The 17591-nt window shown below is 64.2% G+C and carries 14 protein-coding genes; 3 read left to right on the forward strand and 11 right to left on the reverse strand.

Annotated features, from left to right (window positions below; all coding sequences use genetic code 11):
* Positions 1-30 precede the first annotated feature (30 nt).
* Entirely contained in the window at positions 31-261 is a 231-nt protein-coding gene (locus tag EYZ64_RS27905; RefSeq protein ID WP_135458681.1) for an MbtH family protein, read from the reverse strand.
* A gap of 202 nt (positions 262-463) precedes the next feature.
* Here EYZ64_RS27905 and EYZ64_RS27910 point away from each other — a divergent pair, with 202 nt between their 5' ends.
* Entirely contained in the window at positions 464-967 is a 504-nt protein-coding gene (locus EYZ64_RS27910) for a DUF2505 domain-containing protein (RefSeq protein ID WP_135458683.1), read from the forward strand.
* 440 nt (positions 968-1407) lie between these two features.
* Here the strand turns inward: EYZ64_RS27910 and EYZ64_RS27915 are convergent, their stop codons facing one another.
* From EYZ64_RS27915 to EYZ64_RS27930, 4 genes are all read right to left on the reverse strand, one after another.
* Complete coding sequence (locus tag EYZ64_RS27915) at positions 1408-3483, reverse strand: RecQ family ATP-dependent DNA helicase (protein WP_135458684.1); 2076 nt, start codon at positions 3481-3483, stop codon at positions 1408-1410.
* Positions 3484-3627: 144 nt separating this feature from the next.
* The gene (dmpG, locus tag EYZ64_RS27920) at positions 3628-4683 is read right to left on the reverse strand and encodes a 4-hydroxy-2-oxovalerate aldolase (protein ID WP_135458686.1); all 1056 of its coding nucleotides are present in this window, start codon (positions 4681-4683) and stop codon (positions 3628-3630) included.
* Positions 4680-5627, reverse strand: a complete 948-nt coding sequence (locus EYZ64_RS27925; protein ID WP_135458688.1) for an acetaldehyde dehydrogenase (acetylating) — start codon at positions 5625-5627, stop codon at positions 4680-4682. The genes dmpG and EYZ64_RS27925 overlap by 4 nt, the downstream gene beginning before the upstream one ends.
* 24 nt (positions 5628-5651) lie before the next feature.
* A complete protein-coding gene (locus tag EYZ64_RS27930; RefSeq protein WP_135458690.1) occupies positions 5652-6437 on the reverse strand; it encodes a 2-keto-4-pentenoate hydratase in 786 nt (261 codons plus the stop codon).
* A gap of 73 nt (positions 6438-6510) precedes the next feature.
* Here EYZ64_RS27930 and kstD point away from each other — a divergent pair, with 73 nt between their 5' ends.
* Positions 6511-8196: a 3-oxosteroid 1-dehydrogenase gene (gene kstD / locus EYZ64_RS27935; protein ID WP_135458692.1), complete on the forward strand. Its 1686-nt coding sequence runs from the start codon at positions 6511-6513 to the stop codon at positions 8194-8196.
* Position 8197: 1 nt separating this feature from the next.
* Positions 8198-9058, forward strand: a complete 861-nt coding sequence (gene chsH3 / locus EYZ64_RS27940; RefSeq protein ID WP_135458694.1) for an enoyl-CoA hydratase ChsH3 — start codon at positions 8198-8200, stop codon at positions 9056-9058.
* A 7-nt stretch (positions 9059-9065) separates the two neighbouring features.
* On the opposite strand, the gene EYZ64_RS27945 is transcribed toward chsH3, so the two are convergent.
* From EYZ64_RS27945 to EYZ64_RS27970, 6 genes are all read right to left on the reverse strand, one after another.
* Positions 9066-10400, reverse strand: coding sequence for an endo-1,3-alpha-glucanase family glycosylhydrolase (locus EYZ64_RS27945; RefSeq protein WP_167857999.1), 1335 nt, complete (start codon positions 10398-10400; stop codon positions 9066-9068).
* A gap of 212 nt (positions 10401-10612) precedes the next feature.
* Entirely contained in the window at positions 10613-11878 is a 1266-nt protein-coding gene (locus tag EYZ64_RS27950) for a Wzz/FepE/Etk N-terminal domain-containing protein (RefSeq protein ID WP_167858000.1), read from the reverse strand.
* 31 nt (positions 11879-11909) lie between these two features.
* Positions 11910-13217 carry a hypothetical protein gene (locus tag EYZ64_RS27955; RefSeq protein WP_135458700.1) on the reverse strand — a complete coding sequence of 436 codons (1308 nt, stop codon included), beginning with the start codon at positions 13215-13217 and terminating at the stop codon, positions 11910-11912.
* Complete coding sequence (locus tag EYZ64_RS27960) at positions 13214-13807, reverse strand: SGNH/GDSL hydrolase family protein (protein WP_167858001.1); 594 nt, start codon at positions 13805-13807, stop codon at positions 13214-13216. Before EYZ64_RS27960 ends, EYZ64_RS27955 begins: the two co-directional genes overlap by 4 nt.
* Before the next feature lie 154 nt (positions 13808-13961).
* Positions 13962-16811 (reverse strand): MATE family efflux transporter, encoded by a 2850-nt coding sequence (locus tag EYZ64_RS27965; RefSeq protein ID WP_135458704.1) that lies wholly within the window; start codon positions 16809-16811, stop codon positions 13962-13964.
* Positions 16812-16816: 5 nt separating this feature from the next.
* A complete protein-coding gene (locus tag EYZ64_RS27970) occupies positions 16817-17590 on the reverse strand; it encodes a hypothetical protein (protein WP_135458707.1) in 774 nt (257 codons plus the stop codon).
* Position 17591: the final 1 nt, after the last annotated feature.

The following is a 17591-nucleotide window of genomic DNA, read 5'->3' on the forward strand; positions in this document are numbered from 1 at the left end:
ATGTCATGCGAGTCCGCCCCCCGGGCCCGTCTACGTATCAGAGGCCTGACCTTGCGCCAGCCTGTCGCGCAGCGTCTTCGGCCGGATGTCCGGCCAGTTCTGTTCGATGTAGTCCAGACACGCGGCGCGATCCGCTTCGCCGAAGGCCACCTTCCAGCCGGCTGGAACGTCGGCGAAGGTCGGCCACAGGCTGTGTTGCTCCTCGTCGTTGATCAGGACGAGAAAACGACCGTTGTCATCGTCAAAAGGGTTGATGCTCATCTGGTCCTCCCCACCGTCTAGTGGACCAGGAAAAGCGTCGCAACGTTCCGGAGGCAGGACTGCATTACCCCACACCTACGCCCGCGTTGTTTTTGTTTCTTTGGCCCACTCCAGCTATGCCGTACCTAGTTGCAGGGCGCCAGCATATCGGCTTCTCTTCACGGGGGTGTAGAAATCGAAGATCCGGGCATATCCTGTTGCTGTGTCGCGGTCATTCGACTTCACGGTCGACTCATCAGCCACAGTTGAGCAAATCCATTTTGCATTCGGCGAACGGGACTACTGGCTTGCACGGCTGACGAAGTTCGGCAGCCTCGGCCGGCTCGACACGTTGAGCGTGGATACCGATGGCTCCATCACCGCCGTCGTCGTGCACAACCTGCGCCCAGATGGCCTACCAGCACCTTTCACGAAGTTCTTCCCCAGCGAGTGGCAGATAGTCCAGAACGAGAAGTGGCGTGCGATCGGCGGCGGGCGGGTACGCGGCGAGGTCAGTGTCGTGCCGCACGGAGCGCCCGGGTCCTGGGTCGGCACGGCACTCATAACACCCAGGTCGGACGGGTCGCAGCTGAAGTGTGCAGCGACCGCGGAGTTCAAGGTCCCGCTGGTCGGCGGGAAGATCGAGGGCCTGATGGGCCGCATGTTGGTGCAGAACATCTCCGTCGTGCAGCGCTTCACGGCCGAATGGATCACGAGTCACGTCTGACCCAACCCGCCCCGCACGACATCCGTGTAGTTCAATCCAGCGAAACGGGGCGCGTTGTCCCCTGGCCAGATGAAACCTGCCGAAGCCCAGTAGCGAGCCGCAGCTGCATAGCCGCGCAAGCGATCAGCAAACCATGGCCATGGGCTGCAATACCGCTAGTCCGCGGGTTCTGCAGCCACTGGCGGCGGAGATTGAGTTAGCCATGATGGCGCTGCATTGTCTCGAATAATGTGAGCCAAGATCACCAGTCGCAAAATTTGCGATTGCAAGCACGGGCCATCCTGGCTAACAGACCGCTGCCAGGAAGATCACAATCAATATCAAACATTCGCCGTGCGTCGATCATTAATTGTTGACAAGTGAAATAAATGGCCATGTACGGAATTCGTCGCGCAATTATTCAGATCTTGATTGAGGTTTCCAGAATCGGTCTGCAACCCTCAACTGACGCTTGCCAGCACGAACGGCAAGACCTCGCTCGCACCTGCGTCGCGCAGCACGCGGGTGGCCATCGTCAAGGTCCATCCGGTGTCGGTCATGTCGTCGACCAACAACACCGGACCCTTCGAATCGAGTCGTGGCTGTGCCCACGCGCCATCCAACGCTGCCACCCGATAGGCCGAATTCGCGGCGGTGACGGGCCGATGGTGCGGGGTGTAGGACAGGACGCCCAGGTTTGTCAGCCGTCCGATCTGCGCCAGCCGCGCCACCGTCGAAGAGATCAACGCCGGATGTGCCTGAGAGTCCAGCCCCATGACCGCAGCCGGCCGCTGATCCCAATCCCATGCCTTGAGCACCTCGATGGCCGCCCCGATCACGTCGTCGGGTACCTCGCCGTCGGGTTCGGCCAGCAGGCGCCGTAGCCGCGCTCCCCAGCCCAGATCGGTGAGTCGGCCGATCGCCCGGCCCGGCGCGGCACCGTCGGCGATCCGGCCGGACAACGGCACACCCAGCGCAGCCAGTCCGGAGGGCCACTGCTTGCGCGGGGCAACCAGGACGCCCGGCCGGGACAACCGTTGCGCGGTATCGGTGAGAATGTCCTGCGCCACCGCGGCCTCGTAGCGCCGGCCGGTGCAGTTGTCACATCGGCCACAGCGTGTGTCAGGCACCAGCTCGGGATCGTCGAGCTGGCCACGCAGGAACACCATCCGGCAGCCGTCCGTAGCCTGATAGTCGAGCATCGCCTGCTGCTCCCGGCGGCGTGCCTCGTCGAGCGCGCGGTAGCGGGGCTCGTCATAACTCCAGGGCTCTCCGGTACCGATCCAGCCGCCCTTCACCCGGCGGACCGCACCGTCCACGTCGAGCACCTTGAGCACCATCTCGAGGCGCGACCGGTTGAGGTCGACCAGCGGTTCCAGCGCCTGGGTGGACTGTGCACGGTCGGTCTCCAGTGCACCGATGACGTGGCGCACCATTGATTCCGACGGGAACGCCACCGACGCGAAGTACCTCCAGACGTCCTGATCCTCGGTGCCGGGAAGCAGGATCACCTCGGCGCTGTCGGTCGCGCGCCCAGCGCGCCCCACCTGCTGGTAGTAGGCGATCGGAGACGACGGCGCCCCCAGATGCACGACGAACCCCAGATCGGGTTTGTCGAAGCCCATCCCCAACGCTGACGTCGCCACCAGCGCCTTGACCCGATTGTCGAGCAGGTCGGATTCCAGTTGTTCGCGTTCGGTGGTGTCGGTGGACCCGGTGTAGGCGGCCACCTTGTGGCCGCGCTCGGACAGAAGCGCCGCCACGTCGTGCGCCTGGGCCACGGTCAGGGTGTAGATGATGCCGGAGCCGGGCAGGGCATCCAGTTGCGCGGCGATCCAGGCGGCGCGTTGCGCGGGGGTGCCAGCCTGTACCACGGACAGCCGTAACGACTCGCGGTCGAGCCCGCCGCGCAGCACCAAGGTATCCGACCCGCCCACCCCCAACTGGGCCGCGACGTCACCGACCACCCGGTCGTTGGCGGTCGCCGTGGTGGCGAGAACCGGTACCTGAGAACCCAATTCGGCGACCAGGGTACGGATCCGGCGGTAGTCCGGCCGGAAGTCGTGTCCCCAGTCCGAAACGCAGTGCGCCTCGTCGACCACCACCAGCCCCGCATCGGCGGCCAGTGCCGGTAGGACGTTGTCACGGAAGTCGGGATTGTTGAGCCGTTCGGGGCTGACGAGCAGTACGTCGAGTTCGCCTTCGGCAACCTGCTGATGGATCGCGTCCCACTCGGTGACATTGCCGGAGTTGATGGTGGCGGCCCGCACCCCGGCCCGCTCCGCCGCGGACACCTGGTTGCGCATCAGCGCCAGCAGCGGCGACACGATGACCGTGGGCCCGCGACCGGAGGCGCGCAGCAGCTTGGCCGCGATGAAGTAGACCGCGGACTTGCCCCACCCGGTCCGCTGCACCACAAGCGCGCGGCGCCGCTGGACCACGAGGGCCTCGATGGCAGCCCACTGGTCATCGCGCAGTACCGCGGTGGACCCCGCCAGTTGTTCGAGGATCGACTGGGCCTGCTCGCGGGTTGCCATACGTCCTATCGTGCCGGTCTGCGCCGACAGGGTGATCACCCCATACCGGATCGCCCGCCGGCCACCACACCGACACAGAATGCACGCTGGGCCCTCCGATCCCGGAAGGCCCAGCGTGGCAATGCTTTTCGAACGACCCGAAGGCTAGGCCTTGGCGGCTTCCGCTTCCTGTTCGCGCTTGATCTCGAGTGCGATGTCGATCAGCTGGTCTTCCTGACCGCCGATCAGCTTGCGCTGGCCGACGCGGAGCAACAGCTCGTGGGCGGGCACGCCGTAGCGTTCACCCTGGCGGACCGCGTGCTTGAGGAAGCTGGAGTACACCCCCGCATAACCCATCACGAGCGCGTTGCGGTCAAGCAGGCACTCGGCCGGCATCGCCGGGGCGACGACCTCTTCGGCGGCATCGGCGATGTCGAAGAAGTCGATGCCGGTCTTGACGCCGATCTTGTCGAACACCCCGACCAGCGCCTCGACCGGTGCGTTGCCCGCACCCGCGCCGAACCGGCGGCATGAGCCGTCGATCTGCTTGGCACCCGCGCGCACGGCCTCGACCGAGTTGGCCACGCCCAGGCCGAGGTTCTCGTGGCCATGAAAACCGACCTGCGCATCGTTGCCGAGTTCGGCGACCAGCGCCGACACCCGGTCTGCGACACCTTCGAGCACCAGGGCTCCCGCGGAGTCCACGACATAGACGCACTGGCAGCCGGCGTCGGCCATGATGCGGGCCTGCTTGGCCAGCTTCTCCGGAGAGATGGTGTGGCTCATCATCAGGAACCCGACGGTCTCCAGGCCCAGCTCGCGGGCCAACCCGAAGTGCTGGATCGACACGTCGGCCTCGGTGCAGTGGGTGGCGATACGGCAGATCGAGCCACCATTGCCCTGGGCTTCCTTGATGTCTTCCTTGGTGCCCACACCGGGCAGCATCAGGAAGGCGATCTTGGCTTCCTTGGCCGTCTCGGTGGCCAGCTTGATCAGCTCCTGCTCCGGGGTCTTGGAGAACCCGTAGTTGAAGCTCGACCCGCCCAGGCCGTCGCCGTGGGTCACCTCGATGACCGGCACACCGGCGGCATCCAGGGCCGCGACGATCGCGCCGACCTCATCCTTGGTGAACTGGTGCCGCTTGTGATGGGACCCGTCACGCAACGACGTGTCGGTCATCCGGACGTCCCAGGCGGAATTGAAGAAAATGTCAGCGGTCATCGTGCACCTCCTGCAGTTGCCTGCTCCTCGCGCGAGCGCTCGTCGGCGACCGCCAGCGACTCTTTGGCGATTTCCTCGCCGACCTTGGTCGCCGCCGCGGTCATGATGTCCAGGTTTCCAGCGTAGGGCGGCAGGTAGTCACCGGCACCCTCCACTTCCACGAACACGGTGACCAAGTGATTTCCACCGTTGACCACCGACGGTTCGTCGAACTGCGGTTCGTTGAGCAGGCGGTAGCCCGGCACATAGGTCTGCACCTCGGCCACCACGTCCTTGATCGACTGGGTGATCGCGGCGTGGTCGGCGTCCTCGGGGATCGCGCAGAAGATGGTGTCGCGCATGATCATCGGCGGCTCGGCCGGGTTGAGGATGATGATCGCCTTGCCGTTGCGGGCCCCACCGATGTCGCGCACACCCGCGCTGGTGGTCTTGGTGAACTCGTCGATGTTGGCCCGGGTGCCCGGACCGGCCGAGGCCGACGACACCGAGGCGACGATCTCGGCGTAAGGAACGTCCACCACTCGGCTCACCGCGTACACCATCGGGATCGTGGCCTGGCCACCACAGGTGACCATGTTGACGTTGGGGGCGTCGAGGTGCGCGCGCAGGTTCGCCGGCGGGATCACGCCGGGCCCGACGGCAGCGGGGGTCAGGTCGATGGCCCGGATGCCGGCCTCGGCGTACCGCGGGGCCGCGTCCCGGTGCACATAGGCACTGGTGGCCTCGAACACCAGGTCCGGCTTCTCGTCCTGGGCCAGCAGCCAGTCCACACCCTCGTGGCTGGTTTCCAGGCCCAGCTTGCGAGCCCGGGCCAACCCCTCAGACTGCGGATCGATGCCGATCATCCAGCGCGGCTCCAGCCACTCCGAACGCAACAGCTTGTACAGCAGGTCGGTGCTGATGTTGCCCGACCCGACAATCGCGACAGATGCCTTATCAGCCATATTGGCTCCCTATTACTCGAAACATCATTCGAAAGAAAGATGTACAGAACCTAACCCGGTGAACTCGGCGACGAAATCGCTGCCCGGAGGTGCATCTATCGCACGCATGAACGCTCCCGGCAACACGACGTCACCGGCCTGCAAGCGCACCCCGAAGCTCTCCACCTTGCGGGCCAGCCAGGCCACCGCGGTGACCGGATTGCCCAGCACCGCCTCACTGTTCCCCTGGGCCACGAACTCACCCCGGTTGGTCAACACTGCGTCGATATTGCTGACGTCGATGTCCTTGGGCGAGACGCGCGTTTCCCCGAGCACCCAACCGGCGCTCGAGGCGTTGTCGGCGATCGTGTCGCACAACTTGATCTGCCAGTTGGTGATGCGGGTGTCGATCAGCTCGATCGCAGGGGCGAACGCGGCGGTGGCGGCGAGCACGTCCTCCTCGGTGCAGCCCGCCCCCGGCAGGTCGTCGGCCAGAATGAATGCGAGCTCGACTTCAACTCGCGGGTAGAGGTACTCAGACGACTTGACCGGCTTGTCTTCGAAAAGCTGCATCTCATCGAGAAGGTGGCCGTAGTCGGGCTCGTCGACACCCATCATGTCCTGCATCGCCTTGCTGGACAGTCCGACCTTGTGACCCACGATCCGGGCGCCCTCGGCGACCCGCTGACGGATGTTGATCAGCTGGATCTCGTAGGCATCAACCACATCGATGTCGGGGTGGCCGTCGGTCAACGGAGTCATCGGGACCCGGCTGCGCTCGGCTTGGGCCAGGTCGGCCGCCAACTGGGCGCGTACCTCGTCGCTAAGCATTCTGGTGAATTCCCCTCACTTCTTTGACCGGGGCGGTTGTTGGATTGCCGGTCAATTCTATAACGTGTTCTACATGACTGGACAGGAGTACGACGTTGTCGTGGTCGGCAGCGGCGCTGCCGGCATGGTCGCCGCCCTCACCGCAGCCCATCAGGGCCTCTCGACAGTAGTCGTAGAGAAAGCGCCGCACTATGGAGGTTCCACTGCGCGGTCAGGTGGTGGGGTGTGGATCCCGAACAACGAGATTCTCAAGCGTGACGGGGTCAAAGACACCCCCGAGGCCGCCCGCACCTACCTGCACAAAATCATCGGTGACGTGGTGCCGGCGGAGAAGATCGACACCTACCTCGACCGGTCACCGGAGATGTTGTCGTTCGTCTTGAAGAACTCTCCGCTGAAGCTGTGCTGGGTGCCCGGGTACCCCGACTACTACCCCGAGACGCCCGGCGGCAAGCCCACCGGCCGCTCGGTGGAGCCCAGGCCGTTCAACGCCAAGAAGCTCGGGGTTGACGAGAAGGGCCTGGAGCCGCCGTACGGCAAGGTGCCGATGAACATGGCGGTGATGCAGCAGGACTACGTCCGGCTGAACCAGCTCAAGCGTCATCCCCGCGGCGTGCTGCGCAGCATCAAGGTGGGCGTCCGCTCCGTCTGGGCCAATGCCACCGGCAAGAACCTGGTCGGCATGGGCCGCGCGCTGATCGCCCCGCTGCGCATCGGCCTGCAGCAGGCCGGTGTCCCGGTCCAGCTGAACACCGCGCTGACCGATCTCTATGTCGAGGACGGTGTCGTCCGCGGCATCTATGTCGTCGATCCCCGCGACACTTCCGCTGAGCCGCAACTGATCCGCGCACGCCGCGCAGTGATCCTCGGCTCGGGCGGATTCGAGCACAACGAGCAGATGCGGGTGAAGTACCAGCGCGCCCCCATCACCACCGAGTGGACCGTGGGCGCGGTGGCGAACACCGGCGACGGCATCCTGGCCGCCGAAAAGCATGGCGCTGCACTCGAATTCATGGAGGACTCGTGGTGGGGCCCGACGGTCCCGCTTACCGCCTCGCCGTGGTTCGCCCTGTCCGAGCGCAACTCCCCCGGCTCGATCATCGTCAACATGGCCGGCCAGCGGTTCATGAACGAATCAATGCCCTATGTCGAGGCCTGCCACCACATGTACGGCGGCCAGTACGGCCAGGGCGCGGGCCCCGGCGAGAACATCCCGGCCTGGCTGATCTTCGACCAGCAGTACCGCGACCGCTTCATCTTCGCGGGTCTGCAGCCCGGACAACGCATTCCGAAGAAGTGGCTGGAATCTGGCGTCATCGTCAAGGCCGACACGCTCGAGGAGCTGGCCGCCAAGACCGGTCTGCCCGCCGACGGGTTCGCCGCGACCATCGACCGGTTCAACGGCTTCGCCCGCTCCGGGGTGGACGAGGACTTCCACCGCGGCGAGAGCGCCTACGACCGCTACTACGGCGATCCCACCAACAAACCCAACCCCAACCTCGGCGAGATCAAGCACGGCCCGTACTACGCGGCCAAGATGGTGCCGGGCGACCTGGGCACCAAGGGCGGTGTCCGCACCGACCTCGTCGGCCGGGTGCTACGCGACGACGACTCCGCGATCGAGGGCCTCTACGCCGCAGGTAACGTCAGCTCACCGGTGATGGGTCACACCTACCCCGGCCCGGGCGGGACCATCGGCCCCGCCATGACCTTCGGATACCTCGCGGCACTCGACATCGCCGCGGCTGGAAAGGCCTGACATGCCGATCGATCTCGACAAGGCGCTGGGCGCCGAGCTGGAACCCATCGAGTTCTCCTGGACCAGCAGCGACATCCAGCTGTACCACCTGGGCCTCGGCGCCGGCGCCGACCCGATGGACGCGCGCGAGCTGCGCTATCTCGTCGACGACACCCCACAGGTGCTGCCGACGTTCGGCAATGTCGCGGTCAGCTTCCACATGACCGAGCCGCCCAAGGTTCAGTTCCCCGGCATCGACATCGAGCTGTCGAAGGTGCTGCACGCCAGCGAGGCCGTCAGCGTGCCCGGCCCGATCCCGACCAGCGGAACCGCGAAGTCGGTGCAGCGCTTCACCGAGATCTGGGACAAGGGCAAGGCCGCCGTCATCGTCAGCGAATCCACGGTGACCGATGAATCCGGCAAGGTTTTGTGGACCACCAAGCGGTCGATCTTCGCCCGCGGCGAGGGTGGATTCGGCGGTGAGCGCGGACCCGCGACGTCCGCCGAATTGCCCGATCGCGCACCGGATATCGAGATCTCGTTGCCGACGCTGCCGCAGCAGGCGCTGCTGTACCGGCTGTGCGGTGACCGCAACCCCCTGCACTCCGACCCGGCCTTCGCCGCGGCGGCGGGCTTCGAACGGCCGATCCTGCACGGGCTGTGCACCTACGGCATCGGCTGCAAGGCCATCGTCGACAACCTGCTCGACGGCGACGTCTCCCAGGTGGCTTCCTACGGTGCCCGGTTCGCCGGCGTGGTGATCCCCGGCGAGACGCTGCAGGCCAACATCTGGAAGGAAGACGGCAAGTTCATCGGCGTGCTCACGGCACCGTCGCGGGACAACGCCGTCGTGCTGTCCGGAGTGGAGCTCGTCCCGGCCTAGGCTGCCGCTAGCGTAAGCCTCCAACCAGTCGGTATTGCAGGTCCTGAATGAACGGTTGCTCGACCACCGGGACATCCGCGTCCGCTGACGCCACCACGACGCCATCGCGTGACATCGTCACCGTGAACGATCCGGGGCGCAGCGGCACCACGCATACCCCGCGGCCGGTGCCGGCGAAACACGACGTCTTCTGATCGCCGGCAGCGATCTCGACTCGGCTGGGTGCGGCGGCAAAACTGACCACCTCGACGGCGTCACGCGGTTCGGTGGTGTGGGGCACCGGACGCATCAGGAGCGTTTCGGGATATGTCGGAAGAGCTGCGACGGGCTGCGTACGGTACGAGACAACAATCGCGTCACGGACGATTCTGGGAATCTCGCCCCACTTGAACACGGTGATGTCATACGCGTTGAGATCGAGCATTCGCCATCCGTGGGCAATCGATGGAGCCATTGCTGTTGATTCGGCGTAGTCGTTCCATGTGATCAGCTGAACCCATTCGGCCCCTTTCTCGATCGCAAGCTGCCACGCCATTCGATTGGTCGTTCCGTTCAACGACTCCTCGAAGATGCCGTTCCGTGGCCGGCTGTCCTGGAACGGGACGGATTGCATCCAGATCTTCCCGCGAAGATGCGCTTGCTTGATCAGGTCACCAGGCGATCCATCGACGTGATCCGTCGGGGCCATTCCGCGGGGGTTCCTCCCGCCCCAGGCGGACAACCCGTAGGAGATCGAATCGTATGCCGCGATGTTCGAGACGTCGACGAAGACGGGGACGAACGCAATCTCGGAATGCAATCTCGCGCTCAGGGCTGCCAAGACTGCTGCCCACCACTGGGGCGGACGGCGCTCGGCGGCGAACGCGCTGAGCACAGGACGACCATCCGCGAGCCGATATGCCGCAGGCGCAGCGAGATACGTCGAGAGATCTGCGACGAGCTCGTCGACGGAAAGATCCAACAGGGGACCGGACATATCGGCGGTGACGAGGATGTCGAAGCCGGCATTCAGGGCAGCAGCCGCCAGCAGCTTGTCCACGATGTCGGACTCCGCCCGCGGCTTGATGACATCTATCGCGAATCCATCGATGCCCACCGACTTGGCTTGACCTATCTCTGTGGTGAAATCCTCTGTCTGCCAATCTGGTTGATCGATATGTTTGCGAGGCAGAGGCCGGTCTCGGAGCAGTCCGCCGTAGTCAGCGTGAATTCCCCCCTCGCCGTCCGGGGAGAGATATTGGAGCTGGTAGTAGTCACTGTCGCCGTCCCTGTTGTCGATGGAAATAGGGAAATTCGGTACGTAGTGGGCGAATACCTTGCGAGGCGTCGGGCGGGTGGGCAATTCGAACGGCAGGTACGCGGTGACAGCGCGTTCGGGATGCGACTGCGACTGCGACTGCGACTGTTGAGGATTCGGATGCGTGAAAACGAGGCTCGTGGCCACGAGCACCGGCACGAACGCGAGGACCAGGGTGACCTGCACCGCGATCCTGCTTTTAGTCATGGCGCCCATCGCTCGCGTCGTCTCTGCACGGCTTCCAGTCGACCTCGCCCTCACATATAGCGGCCGTCCACCGTCGTGGATCCTTGAGCGAAGTTGACGACCACTCCGACGACGGGGGTGCCGATGACCCTTATGCCGGCCACAGTCTCGGTCAAGGAACGCTTCGTCGCACCGGCATCGACCACCAGGACGACGACATCGGCCGCCCCGACCAATACCTGTGCCTCAACGGAATCCGTGAATGCCGGGCAATCGACGATGACGATGTCAGCACCTTCCTTCGCGGCGTCCATGCGGAAGTCGAAGCTTTCAGCCGCGAGCAAGGACGTGGAGCTGACCGTCGTCGTAGTCGTTGAACCGCCATCCGAATGCTGCGGCTGGAACACCGCATCTTCCAACCCGAACTGAACCCCCGCAACGGATCTTCCGCGTTCGGTGAACGCTCGACCGAGCGTTCTCGACACGAAGGTCGCACCATCCCCACTACGCGGGGCTACTACCGCCAACACCGGTGGCTTGCTCAGGTCGGGAAGACGGTGCAGAACCGATTCGACGTTGACGCTGAGGCGCAACGCGGCCTGCCTGAAACCCTCGTCGATGTCGAAAATTGCCTCCACATCGCCACTCTGGGCCAGTACCTTGTCGCGCGCGAATTGGCCGATCACCTCGCTACCGGTGATGTCCTCGACAGCGCGACGAGACCGCACCTTCGTGTCGAAGCGTTCCAGCAGCTGAATCAACGCCAGCGCCACGCTCAAGCCGAAAGTAAGCGCAGCAGCGCCTACCAGCCACAACGGAAACCCGGTCGCAACCGCCGTCGCCGGATTCGCCCGAGTCACCACCTGAACCAACGGTGGTATATCGGGGTTGTTGTCGATGTACTCGATCTTTGCCACGTAGGAATCGAGCACGTCTCCGTAACCGTTGGCGATATTGGCTGCCCGTTCAGGACTCGCATCGGTCACCGAAATCACCATCAGGACAGTATCTTTCACCGTCGAGGCGGATACCTGACTGACCAGCTCCTGAGGGGACAACGTCAACTTCAGCCGGTCGATGACACGTTGGGCGAGATCGTCGCTCTTGAACATCTTCGCGTACGTCTGTACACGCTGCCGCGAGAAGAGGTCGCCCTGGTATGCACCGGCCGAAGTCTTGACGTCGGGCGCCCGCAGGAACAGTTCAGTAGAGGCCGTGTACTGCCTGTGGGCCGTGACGTTATAGGCACTCATCCCCACCAACGCCATTACCGAGCAGATGGCAACGACCAGCCAACGTCGACGTAATACGATCCACCAGCGCTTCAACAGTTCCATGATCTCCCCGGACTTCGTTTCGTAGTGCCGCCTACAACCTGTCGGCAAGGGCGTTGTGCGCCAATGCAGGCGCGGCCACGATGACGCGCCCCAGGTAACGTCCCCGGCCCAATCGCAGCAGCCGTTCGGCCTCTTGCACATCGGAATTCGACGTTCCCGGTGCCTCGGTCACCAGCACGTTCACAGTGCCGGAGCCCGTGAGATCGACCGCGTCAACCGATTCCAGCACCGCCGGCGCAATGACGATCACCTCGCGCGTGGCGGCCAGCAGATTGATCACACCGTTCAGTACGTCGCAAGGCGGACGCACCTCCGGCTCGCTCGAGCCTCCGAACGGCAGCCAGTCGAATCCCCCGACGTCGTCGAACATGATCGCGTCATCGAGCGCCGACCGGTTCGCAGCCACGTCCAGAAGGCCCGGCCGCCCCGCTGCTCCGGCAACCACCGACGGATCGGCAACGACGACGATCGGGTGCCGATCCCGGTCGGCCGACATGGCCGCGGCGAGCTGCCGGGCAGCCAACGTGACGGCCGGCGTACCCCGGGGCGCAGCGAAAACCAAAGGCGCCGAGGCGTCACCGCGCAAGCGTTCGATCTGGAGACCGACCAGCCCCGCGTCCCTGTCGACGACGTCGGTACCCGATTCATCCGCCGACAGAATCCCGAGTACGTCGTCGGCGTCGCCCGCAGAGCCCACGAGCTCCGCAATTGCCCGGCCTTCCCGCATCGCGACATAGGTCAATCCGATCAGGAACCCCAGCAGCAATCCCGATCCGATAATGAGGATTGTCCGAGGTGACACCGGCCGGTCGGGAACCGAGGCCGATTCCACCAACAACGGCTGGACCGGTGACACCCGCGTGAAGGGCGGTCGCTCGACTTCTTTGACCGCGCCGACCAATTGCTCGGCTGTTTCGTCGGCGATCAGTGCTGCCCTCGTCGGAGACCCGTCGATCGCTTCTACCTCGACGATGACGGTATCCGGTATCACGTGCGTGGTCACCTTGCGGCTCAGGTCCCCCGCCGAGATCCCCAGACCCAGACGTTCACTCACCGGCCCGGTGATGAACGGGGTTTCGACCAGGCGTGCGTAGCTCGCCAGCCTCTGCTGAGTGAACTCGTCGCCATAAGCCAGCACGGCACCGCTGATATTGGGGTCGGCGATGGCCGTCGAATCGTTCCAGTACGGCGCCACGATCATCACGCGGGCAGTCGCCTGATATTCCACCGGCAGAGTGAAGGTAATGGCGCCGGCGGCGGCGCCGCCGAGCAGTGCCCAGCACAGCATCGCCAGAAAATTACGCCGGGCAATCGCGAGCAGGGTGCCGATACTCTTCATTTCGCCAACCCCATCGCCCTCAGGCTGCCGATGATCCGATCGGCGTAATACGCATTACCTTCGCCGTTGAGGTGAACGCCATCCTTCCAGAGGAAGGGCGCGAGGTCTTTACCGCGATACCAGCCTTCCGCTACGGGATCGATGACGTACGCACCCACCTCTTCGGCACTGCGCCTCATGCCACTGGAAACTGCGGGAAAGTTCGACGCCTCCTGTGCCGAAACATAAGACGGCAGGACCACGATGATCTTGGCATTCGGCCACGTGGCACGCACTTTCTTTATGTATTCGTCGGCAGCGACGACGACGTCGGCGGGTTGCAGTCCGAGATCGTTACGACCGCCGTCGATCAGAACGTAGTCCGCGTTGTATTCCTGTTCATCCCTGGCGAGACGATCGATGAAGGGGACACGGTGCGTCTCCGGACCCCCCGCCACGTTGATGAATCCGGTACCCCCCTGCGCATCCACGGTGAGACTCCAGCCGAGCCGATCGCCGAGCAGATACGGGTACGTGCGGAACGTCGGATCGCCGGTACCACCGGCGAAGGAATCGCCGACAACCAGCAGCGTCGGCTTGTAGTCGAACATCGACCCGATCGAGGACACGGTGGAACCAGATGCCTGCCTATGGGTAGACACATCGTTTCGCAGCCATTGCACGTATCCGGCACCTCCAATACATGCCAGGAGGGCCACACAGAACAGCCCCGCTGACGCACGCGCCGCGCCGGCCGACTTCCCGCTAAACCCGAACATGGTTCCCCCTCGGCCGAGGGGGCACTTCAAGGTCATCGGTATCGTCCGGTCTTCGGTCCATACCACCGATCGGTTCTTTCCTTGCCGAGGATGTCCGTAAGAAGGTCGCAAACACCAGGATGAAGAACAGGTACGAAGCCGCCTGGAGGAGCGAGCCGCGCAACAGGATCATCATGTAGAACGGCAGAACGCAACTGAGCAGAGTCGGCATACCCACTGTGTTGAACTGTCGTTCGATTCCCGTATCGACGCGGTGCAACCACCACCCGAGACCGAACATCCCGAGTATCAGCAGGACCCAACCGCCGTTCAAGTAGAACTCGATCCAGAGCGGCGCCGACAGGTTCGTGAAGGGGTAGCCGCGTACGTTTGCGATGAGAATCCCCGAATCAACGGGCTTGTCGGTCCAAAAGCTCCGGGGAACGGCGAACAGGAAAACACCGAGCATCTGCCTGCCGGGAACTATTCCGTCGCGCTCGGCCACGAGATATCCATTTGCCAACTGCGCGAACGAATCATAATCGGGGGATATCAATGCCTCGATCGGATTTGCCGCCTTGAAATCGGCCTGGCGGCCGTATCGAAATGCGTCGGCCAGCGGAAACACGACCAGGAGACCCGCCAGGAAAGACGCCGCCATTATTCGGAATCTGGTTCTGGTCGAAGCCAATCCCAACGCCGTCGCTGCGCCCAGGATGGCCGTGCCAGAGAGATACCGGGCATTCGATATGGGGTTCATGCTGTTGGCCAGTAACACGCCGGTCAGCAAGATGAGCGCGAGATTCAGCCTGAGCACACTGCCGGAGGCTGGGAATCCCAACCCGGCAAACTGCTTCAACTCTCGACGAAACCGAACGAGCGCAACAAAAGCCACGAGCAGCGCCATGTACGAGCAGCCACGAACCATGGACCCCAACGTGCCGGGTTGCCATATCGCGTTATACGCAGCGAAAGATTCGTCACGGCTTCGGGTGAACTGGATCCACCCGACCTTGGACAGATAGTAGGCGTTGAACACGACCGCGAATGCCACCAACAACAACAGGCGCGGGTGATCGATGGTGAACACGCGAGAAACCCGCCCCACCTGCCCGACCGTTTCTGCCTTGCCACGCAACAGAAGTGCGTTATCCGCGAGGGCGCCGAGCAAGAAGGTGCCGCAGCCGACGATCGCGATGAGCGCCCCCACTCCGACCAAGCTGTGATCCATTCGGGGAACTGTGGAAGGGAAGGCGTCCAGCCGAAGCTGGGCCATCGGGGCGAGCCCCAAGAACGCGTAAGCGAAGGCCCAGTACATCATTTCGAAGAGTCGACGCTCACCGGTTCCGATCAACCATGCGAATCTGAGGCCTGCCACGACGATCACCGGCAGCGACCACATCCAGAGTCGGTTGTCCGGAGCTCCCGTGTATCGGATGATCGCCACCGGGCCGAAGACCACGAGTATTGCGCCGACCCACAACGTCAGGAGCCCGCTGGAGGTCTGAACGCGCGACGCCAGGCGCACGGCGACCGTGTTCGGCAGCGGGCGTCGAGCAACCGGATCAACGGTAAGGCGCAACACCCGTCGTTTCGGGTCAGCCGGCGAACGCAGCTGCGGCATTCGGGGATTCACGGCGACGTCCTCGGCCCACGGGCGGAACCACAGCAGAGCCATCGCCGCCGCAAAAGTCGATGCGGCGGCCATGCCGAGTGACACCCCGGATGCCGTGCGAGTCCACACTGCCGCTCCGAGTGAAGTCAGGAGTACCACTGCCACATAGCCGACCTTCAATCCGAGCGCTTCACGACTGCGGTTGAAGGTGCGGAGGTAGATGGCAACTGCGGTCGCCCAGCCGCCGAGGGCGTACTCAAACGCAATGATCGGCACGATCTGTTGCGTCGCGCCGAACGTCGCACCGAGAAGAAATTCCCCCCACTTCAGCGGCAGAAAAAACAAGGCGATACCCAATGTGGCGGCGGCCAGCGACATCACCGACATGATGCGGACCAAGTTGCGCCACACCTGGATCGGCCGCATCGTCGCGCGCGCGCCCTCGGATATCACGATCAGCGGCACCGCGCCGGCCAGGATGGCCACGGGAGCCAAAACCGCCGTCGCCCCCCGAATTGCGGCCGTGACTGCCGGACCGAGCACCAGCGTGACGAACAACAACACCGCAAAAACCGTGGCCTGCTCCAGTCCTGCCTCAGTGCCGTATCGGACGCGGTGTTGCCAACCGTCGGACATCCATTCGCGATAGCTCGTGAGCCGCGGGCCCACCCGGACGTTGAGGGCCAGGCCGACCAGGGCGACGAGCGCCAGCAGACCCCAGGCGCACACCAGCAGTGTGGCAGTGATGTAAGGCAGCTTGAGCCAGGCGCCCGCCAGCAGCAGTGCCGAGCCGGCAAACCACACACCGTCCCAGATGGCCGCGATCTGCGAGCGGCCCTCAGCAATAGCGATGTAGCGCAACACATCCTGCACGAGCACTACGGGCACGGCCAACAGCAGCAGAACTGCCTCGGTACGGACCGCCGAACCGCCGACGGCAACCATCGCGATTCCGACGACGGGTGCGATGAGCAACGCCGTGGTTACGGCATATCCACCTTCCTGACGGATATCGCCGGCGGACTTCGCTGACCTGAGCAGGAGCGGCGTGCCCAGCGCCCCGCGCAACACGCCGATAGCTGCCGCCAGCAGCGTCATCACCAGGCCGATCCGCCCGAAGTCCGCGACTGACGTCACAACGGCGATCGCATAGATGATCAGGCCGTTGCTCAGGCTGGAGAACACCTGATCCATCCCGCCGGCCATTGCCCGCGTCTTGCTGAATGCCGACGGCCGCTCCATGTCCGCTACCCCTCAGCCGCCGACGCCCACACCTTCTCCAAGGCGGGCAGTGAATCCGTCAAGCCGTGATTGGCGAACAGTTCGAAATTTCCAAAACTGCCTCGCCATTCCGAGATCCGGGGATCTGAGATGGTCCGATGCACGTCCCCCGGTAGATCCAGGGTCAGATCGGAACCATTGAGTGTGAGCCGCGCCTCGTAGGGCGTGGCCCCATCTTCAGCCAACGGCGCCGGGAATTCGCCCGCCGCAATGACATCCAAAGGGTCTCCGGCAGAATGCGACACACTGACGTTCCAGTTCACCGGGGTCAACACGAAATGCACCGGCAGCGGACGGACCATCGGCGGGAAGCTGGAGTCGACGCCGCGGGACACGACGAACGCCATGGCTCCCTTGGTGCCGTTACCCGGCCGGAATACGAACCGTGCCCCCATCGACCGCAGGGGTGCACCCAGGTCCGGCGTACTGAAGAATCCTGCCGCACTGTCCGGCTCGGTGGGCTGATAGGTGAGTCGCCCATCGACCAGCCGGAGACGGGCGCCCGGGTCTCCCGGGGTGCCCGTGACCAGGGCCGGCTGACCACCGTCGAACCTGCCCGGCGCTGGCCCATTGGGCTGGCCCGCAAAGGTGGCTTCGACGCTGATCCCCTGTGCGGCAACGGAAACGCGTCCACGAACGAACCCCCACCACAGTGCGCCTGTCACCACGACGGCGAGCAGCACCGCCCAGACAACCTGTAGACCCAGCCGAAGAGAACCGCGGGTAGTTCGTTTGCTCATC

Origin of the sequence: Mycobacterium sp. DL99 (genome assembly GCF_004762045.1) — a bacterium.
In the GTDB taxonomy this organism is placed as follows: Bacteria; Actinomycetota; Actinomycetes; order Mycobacteriales; family Mycobacteriaceae; genus Mycobacterium.